The organism is Micromonospora sp. NPDC051296, assembly GCF_040682255.1.
Lineage (GTDB): Bacteria > Actinomycetota > Actinomycetes > Mycobacteriales > Micromonosporaceae > Micromonospora > Micromonospora craterilacus.
On the sequence record NZ_JBFBAO010000005.1, the window covers coordinates 1 to 24876 of the forward strand.

Annotated in this window: 12 protein-coding genes; 1 reads left to right on the plus strand and 11 read right to left on the minus strand. The window is 72.5% G+C overall.

Going from position 1 to position 24876, the window contains the following annotated elements:
- Positions 1 to 75 precede the first annotated feature (75 nt).
- The 11 genes from AB0M52_RS01105 to eccD all read right to left on the minus strand — a co-directional run bounded on the left by AB0M52_RS01105 (position 76) and on the right by eccD (position 20728).
- Complete coding sequence (locus AB0M52_RS01105; RefSeq protein ID WP_363947126.1) at positions 76 to 249, minus strand: hypothetical protein; 174 nt, start codon at positions 247 to 249, stop codon at positions 76 to 78.
- Entirely contained in the window at positions 246 to 1292 is a 1047-nt protein-coding gene (locus AB0M52_RS01110) for a hypothetical protein (RefSeq protein ID WP_363947129.1), read from the minus strand. The genes AB0M52_RS01105 and AB0M52_RS01110 overlap by 4 nt, the downstream gene beginning before the upstream one ends.
- A 77-nt stretch (positions 1293 to 1369) precedes the next feature.
- Positions 1370 to 13699: a hypothetical protein gene (locus AB0M52_RS01115; protein ID WP_363947132.1), complete on the minus strand. Its 12330-nt coding sequence runs from the start codon at positions 13697 to 13699 to the stop codon at positions 1370 to 1372.
- Between the two features lie 48 nt (positions 13700 to 13747).
- Complete coding sequence (locus tag AB0M52_RS01120) at positions 13748 to 14065, minus strand: hypothetical protein (protein ID WP_363947135.1); 318 nt, start codon at positions 14063 to 14065, stop codon at positions 13748 to 13750.
- A gap of 5 nt (positions 14066 to 14070) precedes the next feature.
- Complete coding sequence (locus AB0M52_RS01125; protein WP_363947137.1) at positions 14071 to 14487, minus strand: YbaB/EbfC family nucleoid-associated protein; 417 nt, start codon at positions 14485 to 14487, stop codon at positions 14071 to 14073.
- A 29-nt stretch (positions 14488 to 14516) separates the two neighbouring features.
- Positions 14517 to 16817, minus strand: a complete 2301-nt coding sequence (locus AB0M52_RS01130) for a hypothetical protein (RefSeq protein ID WP_363947140.1) — start codon at positions 16815 to 16817, stop codon at positions 14517 to 14519.
- 59 nt (positions 16818 to 16876) lie between these two features.
- Complete coding sequence (locus tag AB0M52_RS01135; RefSeq protein WP_363947143.1) at positions 16877 to 17224, minus strand: hypothetical protein; 348 nt, start codon at positions 17222 to 17224, stop codon at positions 16877 to 16879.
- A gap of 20 nt (positions 17225 to 17244) precedes the next feature.
- The gene (locus AB0M52_RS01140) at positions 17245 to 17541 is read right to left on the minus strand and encodes a WXG100 family type VII secretion target (RefSeq protein ID WP_363947146.1); all 297 of its coding nucleotides are present in this window, start codon (positions 17539 to 17541) and stop codon (positions 17245 to 17247) included.
- Between the two features lie 34 nt (positions 17542 to 17575).
- A complete protein-coding gene (locus tag AB0M52_RS01145) occupies positions 17576 to 17875 on the minus strand; it encodes a hypothetical protein (protein WP_363947149.1) in 300 nt (99 codons plus the stop codon).
- 66 nt (positions 17876 to 17941) lie between these two features.
- On the minus strand, positions 17942 to 19333 hold the full coding sequence (eccB, locus tag AB0M52_RS01150; RefSeq protein WP_363947152.1) for a type VII secretion protein EccB: 1392 nt from the start codon (positions 19331 to 19333) through the stop codon (positions 17942 to 17944).
- 3 nt (positions 19334 to 19336) lie between these two features.
- The gene (gene eccD / locus AB0M52_RS01155) at positions 19337 to 20728 is read right to left on the minus strand and encodes a type VII secretion integral membrane protein EccD (RefSeq protein WP_363947154.1); all 1392 of its coding nucleotides are present in this window, start codon (positions 20726 to 20728) and stop codon (positions 19337 to 19339) included.
- Positions 20729 to 20868: 140 nt separating this feature from the next.
- Here eccD and eccCa point away from each other — a divergent pair, with 140 nt between their 5' ends.
- A complete protein-coding gene (eccCa, locus tag AB0M52_RS01160) occupies positions 20869 to 24858 on the plus strand; it encodes a type VII secretion protein EccCa (protein ID WP_363947157.1) in 3990 nt (1329 codons plus the stop codon).
- Positions 24859 to 24876 lie beyond the last annotated feature (18 nt).

Below are 24876 nucleotides of genomic sequence, written 5' to 3' on the forward strand. Positions count from 1 at the left end.
TCAACGCCAGGACCGCAAGCAGCCTCCGCTGTTGGCGTGGCCCGAGGTCGAGTTGCCGTTCCCCGGACCATGCCTCTACGGCGCCCAGAAGCCGACGATCGTGACGTCACCGATGAGTCGCAGTTCCTCCTCGTACACCCCGGGTTGGAGCATGACGGTCGTCCCGGCCCCGGCGACTGCCAGGGCGTCGCCGATCCGCGGCAGCCCGCCGGGTTCGTTGTGCGACACCGATACGACGGCTTGGTTCATGGTCGCGGCCCTCCGCTGGTCGCTGGTGTCGGTGCCGGGAAGGGGTGCCCCTGCGGGTCGAGGCCGAGCGCGAAGTCGAGGCTGGACGGCTGGTCGGCGACAGTGGCCTGGCCGTGCTGCCGCAGCCGGCGCAGCGTCTCCTCCCGCCACGTGCCGTCGCCGGGTCGCTGGCCGGTGCGGTCCCGCAGCAGCACCCGCATCGGCTGGTCGCCGGCGGGCTCGTCGACCGCCAGGACCGCGAACCGGCTGCCCGGTGGGAACGTCGCCACCGGCTGCGCGGCCGGCATGAACTGGTCGACGCGGCGCGCGCTGACCGACCAGATGACGTACTCCACCGCCACCGCGCGTCCGCCGCCGGTGAGGTGAACATCAACGAAGGCTGGTTCGACGAGTTCGTCACCCGCTCGATAGCTGGCGACCACGCTGGTCGCGCTGGTGGCGTAGACCGGACCGATCACCGTGGGCAGTCGCCGCAGCCCGCTCACCGCGCCGCGGGCGATGAGGCTCTGCGTCTCGCTCCGGCCGTCGGCGCCGCGCAGGACCTGGTTGACCGCATCGCGATCGGCGCCGTACGCGCACAGCGCGACCAGGTCGCCGACCAGGTCTGCGCCGCCACCGGCGGCCCGCAACCCGGGTTCTTCGGCGAGGGTACGGGTGACCACTCGGGCGTAGGCGTCATAGCGTTCGGAGAGTGCGCGGCGCAACTGCGCCCGGTCGTCCGCGCCCCACCGGGTGGTGTCGATCCATCTCGGCTGGGAGGGTGCCGCCGACGCAGCGGCCTGCGGCGGCGGTGGTTGCGGCGCCGGGCCCGGCGGGTGCTCGGCCGGTGCCGGCGGGGGTGGCTCGCTCACCGGCGCGGCCTCGACGCTCAGCGCCGGCGTACGCGGCACGGTCAGCGCGGCGGCCCGGTTGAAGCGACCGACCCAACGGCCTCCGTCCAGTACGCCGGCCTGACCGCTCACCACCTCGGGCGTGTCGTTGCACGGCGGTGCCGGGGCGACCGGAAGGGCCAGGGCGGCACCGGCTTTCGTCGGGCTGCTCACGTCGCTCCCCCTCTCGACCGGCTGTCCGGGACGCGGACGTGTCCCGGAGACAACGGCCGGATCGACGCACCGGTTCATCAGGCGTCGCCGCCCTGGTCACCGGTGGCCGGTGGTGGTGAGCCAAGGTCCCGCCGACGGGTCGGCAGGTAGTGCTCGTTGACCAGGACGATCACGTTCATCTCCGGGTCCGACAGCCGTTCCACCTGCACCGGATTCTCGGTCAATACCTCGAAGTCGACGTCGAGGTCGCCGTCGGTGTCCTGCGCGAGCTGGCGTCCCCAGCGGAGGAACTGGCCGATCAGACTCGCGAAGCGGACGCCTGCCTCGCCGCCGTAGCTGCCGTGCTGCCGCAGCGCCGCCGCGAAGGTCGCCACGTCGAGCTGGCCCGGCTCCGGGTCCGGCACCACACCCATGTTCCCGAGCGCCAGGGCAGTGTGCACGTCGGGGTTGGTCCGTCCCTGCTCGACCAGCAGGGCGAGGAAGTCACGCAACGCGGGCGCGTCCGTGAGCTGGCCCGGCGGTGCGAGCCCGACCGCGTTCGCGACCAGGCCGGCCGCGGTGCCGACCCGCTCGGCGGAGAGGGTCGCCAGGACCGCGGCGAAGGCGCAGTCACCGTCCGGGCTGACCCAACCGACCGCACGCCCGTGCTGACTGAGCCAGCGCTGCTGGGCGGCGTTCGGTGCGTAGAACTCACCGGGTCGGTTGCGTTCGCCCTCGTGCCACCAGTCCGGCGGCACCGGCCGTGACCGGGCGGCCCGGTCGTCGGAGGTTCCCGCGTGGGCCGGGACCCCGGTGCCCTCGTTCAGATCGTCGCCGTCGCCCTCCGGCAGGAGGTCGTCGTCGCCCTCCCTCAGGTCGTCGTCGCTCCCCTCCGGGGCGTGCATGCCGGCCTGCGGGTGCTCGGCCCCGTCGCTGGTGCCAGCGGGTCCACCCAGCCGGAGCACCGACGGACGCGGAGCCTTGTCCTCGTCCTGGTAGGTCGCCAGCAACCGCCGCAAGATGCCGATCAACTCGCTGGTGGTGGTGACGCTCTGCGCTGCCGGTGCCGAGGTGTGCAGATCGATGGTCCGCAGTCGCGTTTCCCGGCGCGGGTGGGCGTCGACGTAGTCGCGTAGCTCCCGCTCCACCGTGGCGCGTTGCCGGTCCAACTCGCGCTGGCCGCCCAGGAACCGGCTCAACAGCGTCGTCGACGTCTCGGCCGTCAGCTGCGCCGAGGTCGGCGTGAGCGGCGGCTGGACGGCCGGTTCCTCGGCGACCTGTTGGCTGATCGGCGACTCAGCCGTCGGCTGGCTGGCCAGCGACTGGGTCACCGGCTGGCTGGCCGGCGACGGAGGCGTCGGTATGCGCGGCGGCCTGACGAGGGTGGGCGGGGTGAGACCCTCCAGCGTCAGGCTCAGTCGACGCGGCATGGGCGGCACCGACGCGGGTGCCGGCTCAACTGCTGCTGCCTGCTCCGGCTCGGACTCGGACTCCGGGTCCCGCTTCGCCTCGGACAGCGGCTCCCGCTTCGCCTCGGACTCTGGGTCCCGCTTCAGCTCGGACTCCCGCTTCGGCTCCTGGATTGGCGACGGAATGGGAGCCTCGCCAGCCTTGGAGGCGGTCTCGTCGACCGTGTCGAGGCGGGTCGGGTCGTCGTCCGTCTTGACGCCGAACTTCGGCGGCAGCTGTGGCGGTTTCGGCGGCGGCGGGACGGGGACCGGCGCGGTCGGCCGGTAGCGGGTCTCCCCCACCGTGACCACGGTGAGTGGTGGATCCACCATCGGTCCGGTCAACGGAGCGGACCGCGCGCTCCGGCCGTCGGCACCGGCGATCGACCCGGTCCCGTCGGCGTCGATGGTCTCCACCCGGATGCCGAGCGTGGCGGCGATGGCGGTACGCGACGGCAGGGGTGCGTCGTCGGCGAGCCCGCGCCGCTGGGCGATCGTCTCGCGGAGGCCGTCGACCGTCGCCGCCGCGACCTCCCGCACCGCCGCGGACGGGTTCGGCTGGTGCCGCGCCGTCGTGATCAACGCCTCCAGCCAGGCATTGCGGCCGGTCGCCTGGTCCAGCGGCCGCAGCCCGCGCGCGAGGAGGGCCTGCGTCTGGGCATCGGTCAACGGTGCCGGCGGCGGGGTTGGGATCGCCTGCCGGCGGGCCTGGACCAGGGCCTGGACCAGGGCCTGGACCTGTTCGGAGAGCCGGGTCCGGCCGTCGTGGAGGGCAACCAACTCGTCGCGGCCGATGCCGAGTTCGGCGGCCTCGTCCCGCAGCGGCTGCGGCAGCATGCGGACGGCCTGTTCGGCGGGAACCAGACGCTGGCTGCCGGCGGTCGGCACCAGCTCCGCGTACCAGCCGTCCCGGTCGATGCCGAACCGCTGGTCCAGGCCGCCGGTCGCCCCGTACAGCCGCAACTCGACCGGGGCGTGCAGCTCCCGCGCGAGCGCCCGGGCGGTTTCCAGCGGGTCGCGGTGCAGCCGGGCCAGCAGCGGCGGTTCGAGCCGTCGGTCGTCCGGTCGGGCCGCGTTGACCTCGTCGACCATCAGCGTGAAGAGGTCCGGGCCGGTCGGGTTCCGGCGGTGCCGGTCGTGCACGTCGGCGATCTGCCGTGCGGTGAGATGCGGCCGGGCCCAGGCGTCGAGGACCTCGCCGAGCCGCCGGGCCTGCTCGGCTGGGTGGACCTCGGCGACCAGGGCGTCGTTCTCGCCGACCTGCAGCCCGGCGGCAACCGCGCGGAGGTGCTCACGTACCGCGATGTCGGCACGTCCGGGCGGCCCGGCCGCCCCGGTGACCACGGCCGGTATCCGGCTGAGCGCCGTGGTCACGTCGACCATGGGCGACCCCTGACGACCGACCGGGGGAACGGTGCGACGCAGTTCGTCCCGGCGCTGCTGGGCGACCATCTCCTCGTAGTCGGCCTTGAACATCACCACGTAGACGTCGCCGGTGAACTCGTCGCTGATCCGCTGCCGGCCGGGCGAGGTACGGCGCCACTTGTGCACGATGTGCTTTCTGCCGTCGAGCCAGTACCGCCCACGCATCCGGACGAGCACCGCCGGCCCCTGCTGCTTCACATGGTTCTCCCGCCGGTACGCGTCGGCGGTGGTGTCGGTGTGCGATCTGGGCGCCTGCCGGCTGTTGTCGGTGTCGCCCTCGGTACGGTGCGCGCCGTACGGCTCCCCCGGGCTGTTCTCGTCCGAGACCGCGACCCGGATGGGGCCGCCCGAGGAGCCGGAGAGCGCGACGTACGGGGTGCTGTGTGTGGTGCTGGCGCTGACCCCCTGCTGGTACTTCACGTACCGTCCGGTCCCGGTGTTCTCCAGCTCGGCGACCGCCACCAGTTCCTCGAGCCGGCCACGCAGGCTGACGTCCGCCCGGCGGCTGGAATGGCCGGGCAGGAACACCCCTTCGGCGATGGTCACGCCGTCCGGTGCCAACGCCGGAACGAGGTTGGCGGCGAGCATGTCCCGCGTCGCGAGGGCGCGCATCGCCGGGCTGGTGTGGTAGCCGCGCCGGGTGGGCCAGCGCGAAGGCCACCAGCGGTCCCATTTGACCGGGCGGGAGAAGAGCGCGCCGAGCAGGTCGCGGCTGGCGTCGTGCGCGCCGTGCAGCTGCACCGCGTCGACAAAGGAGTCCGGCGGCATCCGGAGCGGGGTGATGGCCCCGCGCAGCCCGGTGGGCGGGGCCATCGGGGTGGCTTCGGCAACGCTCTTCGGCACCTTGAGCAGCACCGTTCCGGCCGTCTGAGCGGTGTGCGTGACGCCCAGCATGCGGGGCCGCCGGCCGCTCCAGGCGCCGAGCCGGTTGATCTTGGTGGTCATCCAGTTGGTCGGCCGCCGCCCGCCCAGTTTGACCCGGCGCACCTCGACCGTGATCGCGACACGCGCCTCAGCCCGATAGTGGTCACCCCAGTCGTAGACGGTCGACTCGTAGGTGAACTGCTCCGTGGCCGTACGGCCGCGGCTGACCCCGTCGGCCCAGCGCACGCCCGGGCCGCCGGTGAACTTGACCTCGTTGTCGGCGCGCTGCTGCTCCGAGGTGGGCGGCTCCTCCGGCCGGTCGTCCATGGTCATCTTGAAGCCGAGCCCGGTGCCGCGGTTGAACTGGCCCCGGCTCGACTCCTGCCGCTCGACGTACCGGTGCCGGTAGGTCTCCAGTCCGCTCTCCGGCACGTAGTCGCGGTACTCCGGCGTGCTGGTGACCCGCGCGGTGACCTTCACCTCGATCATGTCCTGGGCGATCCAGGCGTGCGGGTTGGCGAGAGTCAGGGTGACTCCCTCGGGGTCCAGCATCTGTTCGAGCAGCGGCTTGGCCCGGCCACCGTCGAAGATCGCCTGGATGGCGTCGATACCACCCTGGAGCCGGCCGACGAACGGCAGGACCTGCGGGGCCCGGTGCCACCACCGGCGCAGCCCGGTGTTCTCCACCGTCGGCAGATCCCGGTGCTTCCTGCCCAGCAGGCCGGGCTCGAACGCCTCCACCGCGTCGGCGACGAGGTCCGACAGTTCCCGGCCCTGGTCGAAGTTCAGCGAGTGCACGCCGGTGTGACCGAGCGAGATCTGTCCGGTGCCGGGCCGCAGGTAGTCGGGCACCACCAGGCGTCGGGCGGTCGCGGCCGGATCGCGTTGCAGTGGTAAGCCGAACTCGGCCAGGAAGTCGTCGGCGACCTGCCTCGGCATCTCCAGATCCGACCACCCGTAGCTGCGCGCCAGGTCCCGGGCCGCGTCCGCGCGCAACTCCGACAGCGGGTCACCGTCCGGGGCGGCGTGGTTCCACTGCGTCAGGACACGGGCCATCAGCCGGTGCGAGAGCTTCAGCTCGCCGCTGCTCCACCGGGTCAGTACGTCGAGCAGTTGGTCGGTGTCGAGCGGCACCTCGCCGTTGGCGTAGTGCTCGAGCGCGTCCGGCTCGGAGAGCACGTAGATCATCGGCTCCGCCGTGACCTGCTCCTGTCTCGGCACGTAGTCGCTGTTCGGAAAGAGCTTCGCCCGCTTGGTCTTGCCGGTGACCAACGAATAGTCGATCGGCGCGCGGAAGGCGTACGCCCGGTGGAAGTTCAGCTCCAGCAGCTCCCGCCCACCGGTCTGCTTGGCGGCCTGGCCGCGCTCAGATCCCCATCGCATCCCGTGGCCCATCGAACCGCTGAGCCCGACCACGTCCGACCGCTGCGGGTCGCCGCCGGCCGCGATGTCCACCGGGCTGACTCCCACGCCTTGGCTGCGGCTGGAGGACGTGCCGGCCTGGGTCAACGAGAGCTTGATCAGACCCAGCACGTACGGGTCGTCGGTCGCCCCGACGAACTCCGACGCGCCCAGCTGCGCCTGGACCGACAGGGTCCGGTACTTGTCCCGCCAGAACTGAGCCTCGAACAACGCGTCGGTGGTGTAACGGCCCGCGACGATCTCCGGCAGGTGGGAGATCACCTGCGCGTGGTCGAGGAAGGTGGAGACCTCCTCGTCGGCGGTGCCGCCGGGCCGCGCCATCGCGCCGACCGCCTCCCGGCCGCGCGGGATCAGGCCGGTGGAATCGAGGTAGGTGATCGCGGCGTGTTCGAGCACCGAGGCCGGCGTCGCCGGGTTGCCCGGCAGCGCCCGGCTGCGGCCGGGCTTGTGCACGTCCCTCGAGTTGAACGCCGGCACCACCCGGGCCAGCGCGGTGCTGCGGACCCGCTGCCCGACGTACGACGGCCTGGTCCACATCCAGAACCGCCGCCAGGACCAGGTCCGTCCGTAGTCGATGGTCACCTGGTAGTCACTGGTGGATTCGAACTCGGTCAGCTCGCCCTGGTACTCCATCAGCCGGGGCATGTTGCTGACGTGGTTGACCGACTGGTTTCCCGACACCCCTCGGTCGTACTCGATGCCGAAACCGACGCCCTGCACCTCTGTAGCCCCGGTGGGGATCAACCGGGCCTTCACCCCGCCGGTGATCCGCTTTCCGCCGCCAGCCGAGGAGCCGGCCGAGTCCAACCCCATCTCCAGGTTGACGATCTGCTTGTCCCTGGTCAGCCGGGGATTGCCGGTCGACTCCATGGCCGGGCCGAGTTCGCCGTCGTCCAGCCGGTCCCGGGGCGCTTCGGCCTTGATCGTCACCCGGGCCGTCCGTACCCGGTAGAAGGTGAACCAGCCGGTATGCCGCTTGCGCAGGGTGATCGGCAGGCCGTCCTGGTGGATGCCGTCGTAGTTGGATTCCAGGCTGGCGTTGGAGAGCAACTTCCGCAGTAGCGCCCCGTTGTTGACCTGGCTGTCCCGTTTCCGGCTCCACCGCGACCGCGACTCGAACGGCTCGTCGGGGTCCACCACGACATAGCCGTGCTTCTCCAGCTCGCGTTCAATCTCGTCGACGAGGTGGTCGATCAGTTGCGGGTCGACCTCGACCATCCCCTTGCCGATGCCACGGCCCTGGCTGGCATGGTGCGGTACGGCGGCCGGCACCTTCGTGGTGAACGTCGTCGGCGGCACGGTCGGGGTCGCGGTCGGCGTCGCCGTCGCGGTGTCGGCCGATGGCGGCTGCTCGATGCCGTGCGCAACCGCGTCGGCGGTGGGCAGCCGGACCATCGCCCGTCCGGGCACCGTCTGCGGATCGTGTGGCGGGCGGTGCCTTCGCGACAGGTTGTTCCGCAGCCGGACCCGCCAGGGCGTGCCCCTGGGGTGCCGGCGCAGCACGTTGCGGCGCCGCCGGACGTGCACGGTCGCCTGGTGTTCGAAGTCCATCTTGTACGCGGTGGTGAAGCCGGCGTACCGGGACACGAGGACCCACAGCCCGAGCCGGCCGGAGCTGTTGCCGTCCCGGTTGCTCCAGCTCCAGCGCAGGAACGGCGCCTTGACGGAGGCCCGCAGCGCGGGCACGCCCGCACCGGCGATGACGAAGTCCAGACCGGGTTCGATGCTGGTGTCGTTGCTGACCGTCTGCCCGGAGGTGGTTCCGCTGATCGCTGTGCGGACCTCCTCGATGTGTGACTTGTCGTGCGGCGCGCTGATCGCCTCGCCGTGTCCACTGCGCCGGCTGCGGATCCGGACGTCGGCGATGACCCGGCCGTTCTCGACCAGGGTGAACGTGTAACCCCGGTGCCGGTTGACCGCCTTGTCCAGGTGGGTGTCCAGGTTCGACACCCGTTGCCACACCGCGGCCCGGATGGGGTCGCCGAGCGGGATCCGGCCGCGGATCGCCTCCAGTTGCCGGATGATGTCGTCGGCCAGTAGATGCGTGCCGGTCAGGCCGGAGGCGTACAGCACCTTGGGCAGGCGCTCGGCGGCACCGGCCGGTGCCTGCCGCCGGGGGCGCTCCGCCTCCGCGATCTGGCCGGCCAGCCCGGGTTCACCACGCTCCAGGTAGTTCTCCGGCAGCGCGATGGTCAGCCGCTCGGCTGCGTCAAGTGTCTCGCCGGTGATCCCGTCCCACGTCTGCTCGGCCCGGTCACGCACCTGGATCCGATAACTCGCGGCGGCCGAGAACAGCGTCGCGGGTGACCGGGTGTCCTCCACCCGCCCGACCTCGGCGTCGCGCACCGTGCCGGTGGATCGCGAGACGAGATTGCCCATGAACCGCAGGGCAACGCCCAGGCGTACCGCGAGCAGGCCGGTCGGCGCGACGCCGATCGCCGCGCCGATCGAGAAGCCGCCACTCGTGTACTGGGTCGGCGCGCCGCGGCTCTCGCTGTGCGCGCCGACCTGGAAGGCGCCGTGGATGGTCTCGGTGGCCTTCACCTGGGCGGTCCGGCTCGACGGGTCGGGCGCGGTCGTCGGCTGCGGTGCCTCGGGCGCGACGGTTTCCCGACGCGGATCGGTCGGCGTCAGTTGGACGAGCACCTCGATGTTGCCGAGGAAGAGCACCATGCCGTTGCCGACCAGGTGCCGGTAGTTGTTGATCAGGTAGCCGGGGAGTTGCTGCCAGGCCGCGTCGTCCAGCGGAACGCGGTGCTGGTCGCCGATCTCCCGCAGTCGGGTGGCCAGGCGTTGCAGGTCGGGCAGGGTGTGGGCGGGGATGCCGGCGGCGAACGCGATCGCGTCGAGTTTCCAGTCGTCCGCCTCGTACTCGGGGGTGTTCGGGGCCAGCCCCGGGTTGACCGGCGTACGGCTGGCCTGCCACGAGTCGCGCACGCTGATGTCGATCGTCACCGCCCGGTTCGCCGCGCCGGGTGCCCCGGCCGGGCCGGCCGCGCCGGTGGCCCCGTCGGCCGGCTGGTCACCGCGGGAGCGCTGCCGGAAGGCGACGACCGGCGCCCGGGCGCCGAGCCGGCGGTTCAGCTCGGCCCGGACCGCCGGCTCGATCAGCTCGGCGACGGTCGCCGCGCGCCGGGCACCCATGTCGAACGGCGCGGTCCATCGACGCCGGGTGTTGCCCCCACCCTCGACCGTGACGACGATCGGCGCCCCGTCCGCGGGCCGGTTGGCCGCCACCCGCGCGATCCGGTCGGCGATCTGGGCGGCCAGCAGGGTCGGGTGCTGACCGGGGGCCAGCGTCTGGTATCTGCCCCGGGCGAAGTGGACCACGGCCCTCGGCTGGTTGACCGTCGTCGGATCCACCGGCGGTGGCACCCCCGGCAGGGCCGGTGCCGGTACGGGTGCCGCGGGCTGTGCCGCGGACTCGAGGTGGGCGTGGAACTCGGCGCTTCCGGTGCCGTTCTGGACCCGGCGGAACAGCCGGATCGGTTCGTTCGTCGTCCCGGGGCGGTCCAGCAGCGTCGCGCCCGTGCCGTCGTCGACCACGACGGGACGGTCCAGCAGCGCCCCGATGAGCAGCGGACCGGCGGCGGAGTGGTCGTGCGGCGCATCGGCGTCCAACACGTTCCGCAGCGCGTTGATCAGGGCGGGGTCGTCACCAAGCTGGGCGGTGCGCAGGGCTGGACTGTCCACCCGCCGCAGGGCCGCGAGGTCGGCGGGGGCGAGGTGGTCGATCCGGCCGGCGAGGTGCCGGCGCAGTTCGCGGACCGCGTTGGTGAGCGCGGTGGTGCTGACGGTACGCCGGCCCTCGTCCCGCCAGCTGCGCAGGTTCGCCAGCTCGGCGCGGGCCTCCGGGGTCCATGGCACCCGCGACTCGACCGCGTCGATGTTCCCGTACAGCACCGCGGCCAGCAGGTGGTTGCCGTCGCCGAGCAGGTACGCCCGGTCCTGCGACCGCAGTCGCTCCGGGGCCGTCGTGGTCGTGGTGGAATCGCCCTGCGGTGACCCGCCGCGGGGTGCCGGCCGGGTCGGCCTGGCGCTGTCCCGTCCGTCGTCGTCGGACTCGTGCGCCTGCTCGGCCCGCGAGTGCCAGCCCGTGAACTGGGCAGCGCCGCCGCCGCTGGAGGTCGGTGAGGTCGAGGTGCCCGCTCCGATGGACCCGATGTACAGCGGGTCGTCGGAGGTCAGCAGCCGGCGCCGGCGGGCCCGCTCCTGGTCCGCCAGAAAGTGGAACTCCGGCGCGCGCAGGGGGCCGTGCTCGGTGGCCAGCTCGGCGTCGAGGGTCCCGTGCTCGGCGTCGACCGTCGCCTGTTCGGCCGGCTCATGCCCCAGCGATTCCAGCTCGATCGGCTCGTCCTCGACCGTCCGCTGGACTCGGCCCTTGCCCTTGTCCTGCTGCTGGCCCGGAACCCCGGCGGCGGCGCGGGCGCCGGTGGGCGCGTCGGTCAGACCGGCCACCCTGAGGCCGCGCGGTGCCAAGGTGAGGTCGACGGGCCGGCCGTCGGGCCCGAGCACCAGGATCCTGGTGTCGGGAGAACGGAGCTGCTCGGCCCAGAACTCGGTGTCCGGGGTGGTCGCCCGGGCGTCGTGGTCGAAGATCTCGGACTGCTGGGGATCCACCCACCGGGGCACCACCGGCCCGTTCCGGCCGTCGGCCACCATCCAGAAGACGTGCGAGCGGTCCTTGCGCGGGCGCGCCACCACCAGCGCCATCGCACCCGGGGTTCCGTCGAGGTAGTCGAGCACGGCGGAACCGTCGTTGGTGGTCGGCGTTTCGCCACCGAGCGTACGGACCAACTCGGCGGCGTCGATGGCGGTGGTGCCCTTGGAAAGGGTCTCCGCCACCCCGGAACCGGCGGTCAGGTTGCCCGGCAACGGGTTGGACCGGCGGCCGTGCATCTCCGCGAAGACGTCCCAGGCCCGGGGCACACAGTCGACGGCCGGATCACCGGTCAAGGCAGCCTCGGTGCCGGCCGTCCGGTGCAGCCACCGCTCCAGGTCGGCGACCTTCCCGTCCGGCTCGGCGGCCACCGGGCGGTCCCACGGGTGGAGCCGCCCGTTCCCGGTACCGTCCAGCAGCGAGCGGGCCGGACCCACCGGACCTGGCTGCGATGCGGCTGCGGGAGTCGCGGTGGGGTTACCCACCGTGGTGGCGGGTACGGTCGGGCCACTGCCGTTCGCAGCCACGATCGGGGCGCCGTTCGCGGTGGTGCTCGGGTTGCCGTTCCGCAGCACGGCGCCGGTTGGGGTGGCGAACTCGTCGCCCGATTCCAGCGACGGCACCGCCGCCGGATCGGCGTCGGCCCCGGAGTCGTGCTCCGTCCCGTGCGAATCGGCGGACCATGCGCCGGGCGGTTCGGCCGGTCCGGCGGCGCCGAACTCGGTCGCCGACGGCGACTCCGGGACGCCGTTCTGCTCCGGATCTTCACGCCCCTCGTCGAGGTTGCCGTCGGGAATCCCGTCGGCGTTGCCGTCGACGGCGGCCGGCGGGCCGGTCGAGGCGTCGCTGGCCGCCGTCCGAGGGTCGCTGGTGGCCTCCGGGTCCGCCCCGGCCTCCGGGCTCGGACCGTCGCCGCCGGTCCGCGACGCGGAACCGCCCGCCTCAGCTCCAGCCTCCCCCGAACCGGAACCATCCGCCCCGGACACGTCGCGATCGGCAGAGCCGGAACCACCTGCCGGGGACGTCCCGGAGCCGGAACCACCCGTCCCGGACAGCCCGGTGCCGGCCCCTCCGGTGCCAGACCCGCTGGACGTGGAACCGCCGGAACGGGAACCTTCGGAGCTGGAACCGCCGGGTCCGGAGCCGGTTGCCCCAGTGTCGCTGCCGCGTTCGGTGCCGACGGGCTCGCTGCCACCTCGACCGTCGTTGCCGGCAGGGTCACGGCCGGCACCCGTACCCGAAGTGCCGTCGGGGTCGACCGGATCGTCCGCCTCGGGCGGCACCGTCGTCACCGGCGGAGACGAGGGGTCCGATGCGGACGGGGCGGTGCCGTCGGTGCCCGTACTCTCGGGCTGTCCTTCGGGGTTGTTGATCCTCTGGTTCAGGGCGTTGCCGCCGGCTTCCCCGCCGATGTCGAGGGTGGCGCCGATGGCGGCCGAGGTCGCGATCCCACCGTGCACGGTGAAGCCCTGGCCGTTGATCGCCGAGAGGCTGCCCTCGACGATGACCTCGGTGACGATCGCACTACCGACCTCACCGACGAACCCGCCCGCGTTGTCGAGCAACCGTTGCCCGCGACTGGGTGGCTGGCCGCCGGGGTGGTCGCCGCGCGGGAGATCGGACCGGTTGCTGCCGACGGGCAGCAACTCCGGTGCCGGATCGCTACGCGTCGGAGTCGGCGGGCGCGACGGGGCGGGTGAGGGCGTCGGCGACGGCGGGCGCGAGGGCGAAGGCGTCGGCGTCGGCGAAGGCGAAGGCGTCGGCGAAGGCGTCGGCGTCGGCGTCGGCGAAGGCGAAGGCGAAGGCGTCGGCGACGGGGTGGGCGTGGGCGACGGGGTCGGATCAGGGGTGCGATCCGGCGTAAGCCGGGGCGGGTTGTCCGGCCCGTCGGGGAGGTTCAGGCGGATGTTGTTGAACAGATTGCCCCGGGCGAGGACGTTGCCGATCCCGCTGAAGGCGGCACCGAGCGCCAGGGTGATCACTCCGGCGATCGAGCCGTCGCGGACCGCCTGCCAGAACTGCTCCTCGTCGAACTCGTCGCGGGTACCCAACCGCATCTGGATCCGCTGGATGATGCCGTCGAGGAATCCCTCCAGCGCGGCCTCGCTGCCGACGACCAGCAACGCCGCCATCAGCAGTCGGGCGAAGAGCGACCGGATGATGAACCGGAACACCGCGACGCGGGCCGCGAGCCAGGCCATGGCCGGGCCGGGGTTGCCGAACGCGAAGGCGAACGCCAGCACGAACGAGGCGAACATCTCGATGGTCGACGCCAGGATCATCATCTTCTGGTACTGGACCTGCGTGCCCGCGTCCCGGGCGGTCCGACCCGTCGAGCGCGTGTGCTCGGCCGAGCTGGTGACGTAGCCCGGGCTACGCACGTAGTCGTTCATGCTGGCCAGGAACGCCTCAAGGGAGTTGCCGCCGACGCCTTCGCGGATCCGGCGCACGGCGGCGGCCAACTGCGGGCGGGATTCGTCGACGCCGTCGGCAGCGGCGGACAGCGCGGCGTCGATCGCGAAGAGCCGGTCCTCGTTGCTGCCGGGGAACCGTTCTCCGGTCAGCCAGTAGAGGAACTCGGCGAGCCGGTTGGAGATCTCAATGGCCACGGCCGTGCCCTTCGTCGGGTGCGCTGCGGTCTTCGGATGTGCCTGGCGTCAGGTGGTCGTTCTGCCGAAGTCGGCCACGTCGGTGTTGAGTTCCTCGACCTGACCGAGTAGCTGGCTCAGGAGCTCTACCTGGTTCGCGTCGCCCCGGGAGAGGTCCCGCAGCCCGACCAGGATCAGCCGGATCTGGGCGATCTGGGCGGCAATGCCGTCGACCAGGGCCTGGTCGGACTCGTCCCGGATGGAGTCGGCCACCGGCAGGTTGCCGTCGAGGGCGGCTTCAAGGGCGTCGATCACACCCTGCATGTGCTCGACGAAGGCGGCAAAGGATTCGCCGCGCAGCAGGTCGGTGTCCGCGTAGACCGCCATGTCGGTCAACCCCGGCCGGTGCTCGGCGCGCCGGGCTGGTCGCGGACCAGCCGTACCGCGTCGCTGATCATCTGGTCGATGTCGGCGGTGCCGTTGAGCATGTCGACGATCGGGGTGCCCTGGGGAAGCACCGCCGTGAACATCGCGGCGAGTTCGTCGGTCGCCCGCCGCCGGGCGTCCGCGATCGTCTCGATGAGCAGCGCGGCGAGTTCCGGCCCCGCCATCGACCGGTAGGCGCGAGTGGGGAACGTGATGTCGACGATCGTTCCCTGCGCGTCGACCACCACGGTGAGCGCCCGATTCGGCGCGGTGACGGTGACCGTACGCTCCGACATGTCCCGCTGCACCTGGGCTATCGCCTCCTGGCTGCGCTCAAGTTCGGCGTACGCCCGCTCGATCTCCTCATGCCACGACGTCGACATGGCTGCCTGCCTCTCTGTTTGTGGCCCTGCTATCGGGTGCCGCGCCCGCGGGTGGGCTCGTACGTCGGTTGCCCGGGACGCGGGGCGCTCGGACGCCGGGTCGGCTGGTCGGCGGGCTCGGGCTGGTAGTCCTCCCGGCCGATGACCGCCGCGGTGACGTCCGGCTCGGTACCCCAGACGTCCTGTTCCTCGGCGAGCCAGGTGGTGCGCTCGCGTTCCTTCTCGTTCTCCCGGCCGCCCGGGTTGCCCATGCCCCCGCCGCCCATCGGCATGAACGGCATGCCGCCCATGCCACCCATCCCGCCGGGCAGGGTGCCGGCGTTGTGGCCACCGGCGGCCAGCGAGCCACCGGCGAGGGCGGCGGCCGAGTAGTTGTCCAGCGGGGAGGGAAGGTGACCGGCCGGCGGGGTACCGAGGGGCCCGAGCGCGAAGCCGGCCGGGCGATCCGAACCGAACTCGCCCGCACCGCCGGACCCCAGGCCACCCGAGCCGGACCCGGAAGCACCGGAGCCCGGTCCGAATCCGCCCAGGTCGAACCCGGACCCACCGGAGCCCAGACCAGCGCCACCGGAGCCGGAGCCGGAGCCGCCGGACCCCGGACCGAGACCGCCCAGGTCGAGCCCGGACCCGCCGGAGCCGGCCCCGGAGCCGGAGCCGCCCGAACCGCCGCCCGAACCGCCCGAGCCGAGACCCCCGGAGTCGAACCCGGAACCGCCCGGAACCAGCGGGGACGGCGTTCCGCCCACCACACCCCCGCTGCCGGCACCCGAGCCGCGATCGTCCGAGCCGGGGAACGAGCCACCGGAGCCGGACCCGGCACCGGGGCGGCCCGTGCCGCTCCCGCCGCCGATCCCGCCGATGGCGCCACCGACGCCGGGGAAGCCGCCACCGCCGATCACGCCGCCGGCACCACCGGACCCGAGACCACCCGACCCGATACCCGCCCCGGCACCGCCTGAGCCGAAGCCGCCAGGCTCGAAGCCGCCGGATCCCCCGGACTCTCCGCCGCCGAGGCCCAGGCCACCGACGTCCAGGCCGCTGCCGGATCCGCCACCGGATCCGCCACCATCGCCACCGGAGCCACCAAATTCGGACCCGCCATCATCGCCACCGAAGCCACCGAACTCGGACCCGCCACCGGACCCGCCACCACCACCGAACTCGGACCCGCCGCCGCCACCACCGCCGCCGAATTCCGAACCACCGTCACCGAACTCGGAACCGCCGCCACCACCACCTCCGCCACCGCCGAAGTCGCCGTCGCCGTCGCCACCGCCGAACGGGTTGGCACCGGGGTACGGGATGTGTGGCAGCGCGATCACGCCCCGTGCGAACGCCTCCAGCAGCTCGTCGTAGCTCGCGATCAGCGTCCGGGTGGCGCCCAGCGAGGCCTCGTTGAGCTGTTCGTATCCGGTCCACCACTCATTTCTCAGGTCGGTGTCGAGCCGGTTCCACTCGGCGAACTGGATCAGGTCGTAGCTGGAGTTGGCGCTGTTGGGCAGCACCTCACCGAAGTCGAAGACCCACGCCTCCTGCCGGTTCCCGGTCCGGCCCCGGCGGGGCGCCGCGTCGACCTGCCGCTCCATCGACAGCAGCAGCTCGCGGACGAGCCGGGACGGATCGTGGTTCGTCAGGGCCAGAAAGGCCGACCAGGCGCCCTCCATCCGGTCGCGGAAGTGGTCGATCGTGGCCGCCGTCTCGTCGAGCACGTACGGCCAGCCGGTGTTGAGGTAGTGGTTATAGAGGAGTTCGAAGCGTCCGCTGATGTTCTCGGCGAGCTGCTCCATGCCCAGCGCCATGTCCCGCATCGCCCAGGCGAAGGCGTCCGCCGCCGAGCCGTCGATGGCACCGCCGTTCTCGATCTCCTCGTGCAGGGAGCGCAGTGGCGTCTGGCCCTCGCCGGTCAGGTATGTGTGCAGGTTGCGGAAGTAGGTGGCGACGTCGCGGAACATCTGTGGGTCGAGATGCTGGTTGCCGCGGATGCCGTCGATGGTGGCGCGGCTCGTGTCGATCAGCAGCTGCGCCTGGTTCCTGGGCGAGTCGTTGCCACCCTCGTAGAAGTTCACGGTGGCCCGGATGAGCTGGAAGTTGATCGTGTTCCGGCTGCCGAGGTTGCGGTAGCGGTAGAGGGTGATCTTGTTCCAGTCGGTGCCGTTGGGCATCAGGTGCTGCCACGGCCGGGCGGTGTGGCCCTCGGTGCTCTCCCGCGACTCCCAGAACGACATGTCGAGGGTGATCCAGACCCAGTCGATGACCCGGGACGGGTCGATGTCGGCCTCCGCCCCGAGCACGGTGCGGATCGTCGGGGCCCACTCCAGCGGCTGCGTCATCGTCGTTCCTTCGGTCGGTGCCGGTCGGCACGGCCGCTGCGGCCGTGCCGACCGGCGGGTCAGCTACCGGAGCCGCCCGGCACGTTCCAGGCGGGCGTGGTGGAGAGGAACTCGGCGGCCGAGACGTTGTTGATGCCCTCGGTGTTGTCCGAGATCGCGACGTACATGTCCAGCTGTGCCGACCGGTTGTTGGCGGTGTCCCGGATCTCGGTCAGCCGCGCGTGCATCGCCGAACCGACTCCGGAGACGGCGGTCTGCACCCGAGCACCGAGCGCGAAACTGATGTGCCCGGGCCGGAGCGTGATGGAGTCGATGTTGCCGCCTGGGGCGGTGGTGACCTCTTCGGCGATCCGGCTGTTCAGGTCCGAGGCCCGGCGTAGGAAGGCGTCGTCCACGTTGATGGGCATGGCTGCATCTCCCGCGCGAGCTAGACGTTGCCCTGGAAGAGGGCGGCGCCCTGCGAGTCGGCGATCTGGTAGTTGTCGCGAATCTGGTCGATCGCGACCGCGCCCCGGTCCAGCGCCTGGTTCATCTGGGCCAGCCCCTGGTTCCAGGTGTTCTGCGCGGTCTGGTACGCGACCGCGGCGCCACCGGCGTTGCTGGCGATGAACTGGTTCACGTACCCGTTGAGGTCGTTGATGGCGTTCTGGATCGAGTTCGTCACGCCGCGCAGTTCCGCGCCCGAGTCGAGCAGGCCGTTCGGGTTGAGCGAGTACGTTGCCACTTCGGAGTCCTTTCTGGATGGGGTGCGGCGCCGGTCAGGCGTACCACTGGGCGTGCTGGGAAGCCTCGTCCTCGGCGTTGGACGAGATGCTGAGGTGCTGGGTCATCGCCGTGCGCAGCTGTTCGAGGCCGTTGCGGACCCGGATCACCCCGGCGCTCCAGTCCTGCAGCGCGGTCCGGTACTGGTTGGCCGCGACGCCGGTCCACGGCACCGACGAGCCGACCGCCTCGACCGACTGCAACGCCGCGTTCACGTTGGCCATCGTCGTCTCGAAGGCGTTGAGGGTGTTGACGATCGTGGCGTCGTCGACCTGGTTCTGGAACTGCGTACTCATCTGTCTGCCTTTCGGATGGATCGTGGTTGGTGGCACCGGTGCGGTCCGGCGGAAGCGACTACCGCATCACCTCCTCGCCGCGGCGGGGTCGAGCACCGGGCCGGTGGCCAGCAGGGCCAGCAACGGAGCCGGCACCGTCTGCGCGGCCTCGAGCGGGTAGCCCAACGCCTTGGCCGCGTCCGCGCTGGCGATCGGGTACTTCACCCCGGCGTCGGTCACCAGGAAGAAGCTGGTGCCGTTGACCTGGCCGGGACGTCCCTGGCGGACGAGACCACCCGCGCCCGGGTCGACCGAGACGGCGACCGCCGTGTGCCCGGCGCGGTCGAAGCCCGGCACGTCCCCGGGCACGATCCCGACCGGCACCGACCGGGTGGTGATCACGACCGGCCCGTCCGGAGTGTGACGCTCGGCGCACCAGGTCTGCCCGGTGGGCGGGGTGACCGGGGCCGGAGGTCGCACGGGCAGCCCGGCGGGCAGCGGATCCCCGGCCGACACCGCGAGACCGGCCAGCGCGCCGGCGGTCAGTTCCCGGGGGCGTACCGGCTCGTCGGGGTAGGCCGCTGCGGTCGCCGGGTCACCGAGCAGGAGAGCCACGGCGGTGTCGCCGGCCGCGCTCAGGCCGTCGCGTTGCAGCACGAAGTAGCGGTCCGGGGTGCCCACCACCCGGGCCACGAAGACCTGGCCGATCCTGGTCGGCCGGCCGTCCACTACCGGGCCGGGATCGCCCAGGCCGGCGATCACGATCGGTTTGACGTCGGGCCCGGGCGGCAGTTGGTCCAGCCAGCCCGCCGGAACGGTCGGTGCGGCCGGATAGCCCAGCACCCGAGGGATCCACGGCTCGGTCAGCGCCATCCGCCGGCCGTCCGCGACGAGAAACGTCCGCCCGCCGGGCGCGGTGACGGTGAACCCCCCGTCGACTCGGACCGGCGTACCGCCGCCGTCCCGACTCAGGATCAGCATGGTGCCGGTACGCGTCGGCTCGGTGTCGCCGACCGGGCCGAGCGCACAGGCGCTCCAGGTGACATTGGCCAGGCCGTCGACCGGGGGCAGCGAATCGGGTGCGCCGACGATGCCGAGCGGCAGCCCCCGGGGCACCGAGTTCAGCGACGCCGCCGACGCCCGCACCACGGCCGGCCGCTCGCCGAAGATGAGGGCCGCCGACGCGTAGTTGTGCACCGGGCGGAGCTGCCCGTCCACCAGGATGAAACGTCCGCCCGACTCCTTCTCCGCGATCAGCGTGCCCGGCTTCTGCCAGCCGGTGGCGCCGCCCGGGCGCAGCAGGCCGAAGACGACGAACCCGCCGGCCACCAGGCAGCCGATGAGCAGCCCGGCGAGGATTCCGGTGAGCATCCGGCGGTGTGGGTTCTCCAGCGCCTCCGGCTCACCCATCACCAGCGCGGCGGTGAGCCGGCCCACCATGTACGACTGGGCCTGCGCCTGGTCCCGCCTGGACTGCACGGCTCAGCCCCCGATCCCACGGGCGAACCCGTACACGTCGAGGACGGCGAGGAAGACCGGCACCATCGCGGTCGCCGTGACGGTCTGGACGAGGTCGCCGGCCCGGCCCCAGTACGGGGTGAGCCGGCGGTCGGGCAGCACCCGCGCGGCGGCGAACAGCGCGGCGGCGCCCAACGGCACGACGACCAGCGGCGCCACCAGCCGGGCGGCCGGGTCACCGGCGGCCGACAGCGCGACGGCGAGGGTGACCAGGCCCACGGCGGCGGGCAGCAGTTGGGCCGCTCGATGCCACGCGCTGGTCATCGGCCGGGCCGCGAGGAAGCGTCCGACCACCACCAGGGCGACCAGCGTCGCCGGTGCCCAGCCCGGCGCGGCAGCCACCAGCACCACCGCGACCACGGTCGGCGCCGCGATGCCGGCGTACAGGGCGGTCATCAGCCGGTCGGCGGTGGCGGCGTTGGGCAGCAGTTCGGTGCTGGGGATCGGGTCCAGATCCTCCTGGAGGTGCTCGGGCTGGGTGGGCAGCGGCGGCAGCCGCAGGCCGGTGAGGCGGAACGCGACCACCGGCACCAGGATCCCGGCGAGCGTGGCGGCCACCAGTAGCCCGGCCGCGGCCTGGAGCACGGTCAGGCCGGCGTAGGTCGCCAGCGCCGACGCGCCGGCGGTCAGCGTGCCGGCCACGATGACGCAGAGCAGCAGCGGCCGGGCGGCGGCGAGGGCCAGCGCAGCCAGGACCGCGGTGGCCGCGACCGCCACGGCGGCGGTGAACAGGGTGGGCGGATCGAGGCGGAGTGCCACCACGCCCAGCCGCGGATCGGCCGCGGACAGCCCGGCGAGACCGGCGTACGCGAGCGCCGCGATCAGGAACGTGACGCTGGCCGTTCGGTCGATGACGGCGTACCCGGCGACGAGCGACCCGATGAGGCAGGCCAGCGCGAGCCCTCCGGCGGCGAGCGCCCGGTGCCCGGCGTGTCCCGGCAGGGCGAGCACGGCGATGCCGGTGCCGAGCAGCACGACGAGTCCGGCCAGCGCCGTCCAGCGGGTCAGCGCGGGGGTCCACCGTCCCGGCCGTTGCTTGACACCGTGGGCGATCCCGTCGACGAGGTCGTCGAAGTCGACGGGCGGTATCTGCTCCGCGCGCGGTCGCAGGTGGACCACGTCGCCGTCGCGCAGACCCAGCGCGGAGACCGTCGAGTCCTGCGGGAAGGGAGCCGAACCGAGCCGCTGCAACACCCAGCCGCCGTGCAGCAGGCCCGTCTCGACCAGATTCTCACCGAGGTACTCGAGCAGCACCGGCAGCAGGTCCGAGACCACGACGTGCGCGGGCACCGACACCTCGGCCTCGCGGGTCGGTCCACAGACGACCAGGCGGCACATCTCGCCGGCAGCGGTCACGGTCATGGCGTAGACAACGTCTGCCCGCGCCCAGGGTTCATCGCCGGGACGAAAAATCAGAACCGGATGATCCCCGGGTACGGCGGGCCGCGTTGTAATGCCCGGCCGGCCCGACCCGGTGCCGGCAGCTGGAGGTGACCGTGAGCACCGTCTATTTCCGGCGTCCGGCACGCCGGGCCGGACCCGAGCTACCCAGCGGCGAGATCAGCCTGCAGGAGCCGCCGGTGCTGCCCGAAGTGACCCCGGGCGGGCTGCGCGGTGTCATGACGATCCTGCCGATGATGCTGATGTCCGGCGTGATGGTGATGATGTTCCTCGGCGGCAGCCGCGGCATGCTCACCTGGGTGATGGCCTCGATGATGGGCGTCGCCATGATCGGCATGGTCGTCGGGCAACTGGCGATGAGTTCGGGCGAACGCAAACGCCGGATGGGCGGCGATCGACGCGACTACCTGCGCTACCTCTCGCAGCAACGCAGGCGCGTCCGCCGCTCGATCGAGACGCAGCGCGAGGCGACCGTGTGGCGACATCCCGAGCCGGGCGCGCTCTGGTCGGTGGCGTCGACCACCCGGCGCTGGGAGCGACGGCCTAGCCACCCCGACTTCCTCGAGGTACGGATCGGCACCGGCCAGCAGCGGTTGGCGACCCGGATGGCCCCTTTGCAGACCAAGCCGATCGAGGACCTGGAGCCACTGGCGGCCAAGTCGCTGCGTCGGTTCATCAACGCCTACAACACCGTGGCCGACCTCCCGGTGGCGCTGTTCCTGCCGGCCTTCCACCAGCTCCGGGTCACCGGTGACGCGCAGCGGCGGCGCTCGTTCGCGCGGGCCCTGATCGCGCAGGTCGCGACGTTCCACGCGCCGGAGGAGGTGCTGGTCGCCGTCTGCGTCGGCGAGGAGACGGCGCCCGAATGGGAGTGGATCAAGTGGCTGCCGCACGCGCAGCACCCGACCGAGCAGGACGCCGCCGGCCCGGCCCGGCTCGCTGCGGAGAGCGTGGACGCCGTCGAACGCCTGCTCGGCCCGGAATTCCTCGGCCGACCGCGCTGGGAGGCGGGGGCGACCCCCAGCCGCGACGAGCCGTACGTCGTCGTGGTCTGCGACGGCGGGCGCATCCCGCCCGGCTCGCGGATGACCTCCGGCGGTTACCGCAACGCCGTCCTCATCGACCTGGGTACGCCGCCACCGGCGGTGCCACGCGGGGTGCTCTGGGCCGACCTGACCGACGAGGGGCTGCACCAGGTCAAGCACGACCAGGTCAGCCGGGAGGTGCGGACCAGGCTGGCCCGGCCGGACGAGTTGACCACGGCGGAGGCCCGCACGGTCGCCCGGATCCTCTCGCCGTACCGGCTGAGCATCGCCACCGAACCGGCGGCGGAGGCGCTGAGCACCGACTTCGACCTCGGCACCCTGCTCGGCGTGCCCGACGTGGGCGACCTCGACCTGGTTCGACAGTGGGGGCAGCGGTCGGTCGCCCAGCGACTGCGGATCCCCATCGGGGTGGACGCGGACGGCCAGCCGGTCGAGCTGGACATCAAGGAGTCGGCGCTGGGCGGGATGGGCCCGCACGGCATGCTGATCGGTGCCACCGGCTCGGGAAAGAGCGAGCTGCTGCGGACCATCGTGCTGGGCCTGGCGATGACCCACTCCTCGGAGATCCTCAACTTCGTCCTGGTCGACTTCAAGGGCGGCGCCACGTTCCTCGGCCTCGACCGGCTTCCGCACACCTCCGCCGTGATCACCAACCTGGCCGACGAGGCCGCCCTGGTCGGCCGGATGCGGGAGGCACTCAACGGCGAGCTGGTCCGCCGGCAGGAGTTGCTGCGGCAGGCCGGCGGCTTCACCTCGGTGCTCGAGTACGAGCGGGCCCGGGCCAGCGGCGAGCCCCTCGACCCGCTCCCGACGCTGTTCGTGGTCGTCGACGAGTTCAGCGAGCTGCTCGCCGCACACCGCGACTTCATCGAGCTGTTCGTGATGATCGGCCGGCTCGGCCGGTCGCTCGCCGTGCACCTGCTGCTGGCCAGCCAGCGGCTCGACGACGGCCGGATCACCGCCCTGGAGACGCACCTGTCGTACCGCATCGGGCTGCGCACGTTCTCGGCGATCGAGTCCCGCACCGCGATCGGCGTACCCGACGCGCACGAGCTTCCGTCGCAGCCCGGGCACGGTTACCTGCGGGCCGACGTCTCCTCCCTGATCCGGTTCAAGGCGGCGTACGTCTCCGGGGCGCACCGCGCCCAGCGACGCCGGCTGGACCTCGACGTGGTGCAACGGCAGGTGGTGCCGTACCGGCTGCTGCACACGCCCCAGCCGGAGGTGACGGCGGTCGCCGAGCCGGACCCGGCAGAGAACGCCGAGGCCACCGCCGCAGGCGAGCCACCGGAGGGCCGGGGACCGTCGGTGTTGCAGGTCGTCACGGCGCAACTGGTCGACCAGGGCCCGCCGGCGCACCAGGTCTGGCTACCGCCACTGCTGCGCCCGCCCACCCTGGACCAGATGCTGCCCGCGCTGGCGCCGGATCCGGAGGCCGGGCTGCGGGCGGTCGGCTGGCCCGGCAACGGCGCCCTGGCCGTGCCGGTCGGGTACGTGGACAAGCCGTTCGAGCAGGCCCGCGAGCTGCTCACCGCCGACCTGTCGGGAATCGGTGGGCACCTCGGCATCGCCGGCGGGCCGCAGAGCGGCAAGTCGACGCTGCTGCGCACGCTGATCTGCGCGCTCGCGCTCACCCACAGCCCGCGCGAGGTGCAGTTCTACTGCCTCGACTTCGGCGGCGGCACGCTGGCCACACTCGGCGACCTGCCGCACGTCGGCAGCGTCGCCGGGCGGCTCGAAGCCGACCGGGTCACCCGTACCGTCGCCGAGGTGAGCGGCCTGATCGCGGACCGCGAGCGGCGCTTCGCGGCCGAGGGGATCGACAGCATGGCCGCCTACCGCCGCCAGCGGGCGGCCGGGTCGGTCGACGACCCCTACGGCGACGTGTTCCTCGTCGTCGACGGCTGGTTCACGCTGCGGCAGGAGTTCGAGGCCGTGGATACGGCGATCCGGCAGATCGTGGCGCGCGGCCTCAACTTCGGTGTGCACCTGCTGCTCACCACCGCGCGGTGGTCCGAGGTGCACCACGGGCTGCGCGACCAGATCGGCACCCGGCTGGAGCTGCGGCTCGGTGATCCGGTCGACTCGGCGATCGACCTGCGGGCGGCGGCGACCGTCCCGCGGGTGCCGGGCCGTGGGCTCACCACGCAGAAGACCCACTTCCTGGGTGCTCTCCCCCGGATCGACGGGATCACCGACGAGGCCAGCATGCCCGACGGCACCCGGGCGCTGGCCAGCGCGGCCAAAGAGTTCTGGGACGGCGAGCCGGCGCCCCGGGTGCGGACCCTGCCGGCGGTGCTGCCCGCCGGTGACCTGCCGCCGGCCGAGGGCGACCTGCGGCTGCCGATCGGGGTCGACGAGGAACGCCTCCAGACCGTCTGGCACGACTTCGGGGAGCTTGCGCACCTCACCGTGCTCGGTGACGCGCAATCCGGGAAGACCAGCCTGCTGCGGTACGTGGCCGGTGCGCTTACCCAGCGGTTCACCCCGAAAGAGATTCGGATCATGGCGGTGGACTTCCGGCGGGCCCTGTTCGACGGGATCCCGGAGGCGTACCGGCTCGGTTACTCCGTCTCGGTCGAATCGACCAGGTCCACGGTGGCCTCGGCAATCGAGGGGCTCAAGCTACGGATGCCGGGCACTGACATCACCCCGGAGCGACTGCGGGCCCGCGACTGGTGGACCGGGCCGCGCCTTTACCTGCTGGTGGACGACTACGACATGCTCGGCGGGCACGAGAGCCCGCTGCTGCCGCTGATCCCATACCTCGCGCAGGGTACCGACATCGGCTTCCACGTCCTGCTGACCCGGGCCGCCGCGGGTGCGATGCGGATGCAGATGGACCCGGTCATCCGGCGGCTCCAGGAGACCAACAGTCCGGACGTGGTGCTCTCCTGCCCGCCGAACGAGGGCCCGTTGCTGGGCAACACCAAGCCGAGGATCCTGCCGCCCGGGCGGGCGCTGCTCTGCACCCGGCGCGGCAGCCGGATGATCCAGACCCCGTACGCCGAACCGGCCGCCGAGCCGGCGGTCCGATAGCGGATCGGTGGGCCGGCT

Coding starts and splice junctions, on each gene's coding strand:
- AB0M52_RS01105 (WP_363947126.1), bottom strand. CDS start 249: ATGAACCAAGCCGTCGTATCGGTGTCGCACAACGAACCCGGCGGGCTG.
- AB0M52_RS01120 (WP_363947135.1), bottom strand. CDS start 14,065: ATGGCGGTCTACGCGGACACCGACCTGCTGCGCGGCGAATCCTTTGCC.
- AB0M52_RS01125 (WP_363947137.1), bottom strand. CDS start 14,487: ATGTCGACGTCGTGGCATGAGGAGATCGAGCGGGCGTACGCCGAACTT.
- AB0M52_RS01130 (WP_363947140.1), bottom strand. CDS start 16,817: ATGACGCAGCCGCTGGAGTGGGCCCCGACGATCCGCACCGTGCTCGGG.
- AB0M52_RS01135 (WP_363947143.1), bottom strand. CDS start 17,224: ATGCCCATCAACGTGGACGACGCCTTCCTACGCCGGGCCTCGGACCTG.
- AB0M52_RS01145 (WP_363947149.1), bottom strand. CDS start 17,875: ATGAGTACGCAGTTCCAGAACCAGGTCGACGACGCCACGATCGTCAAC.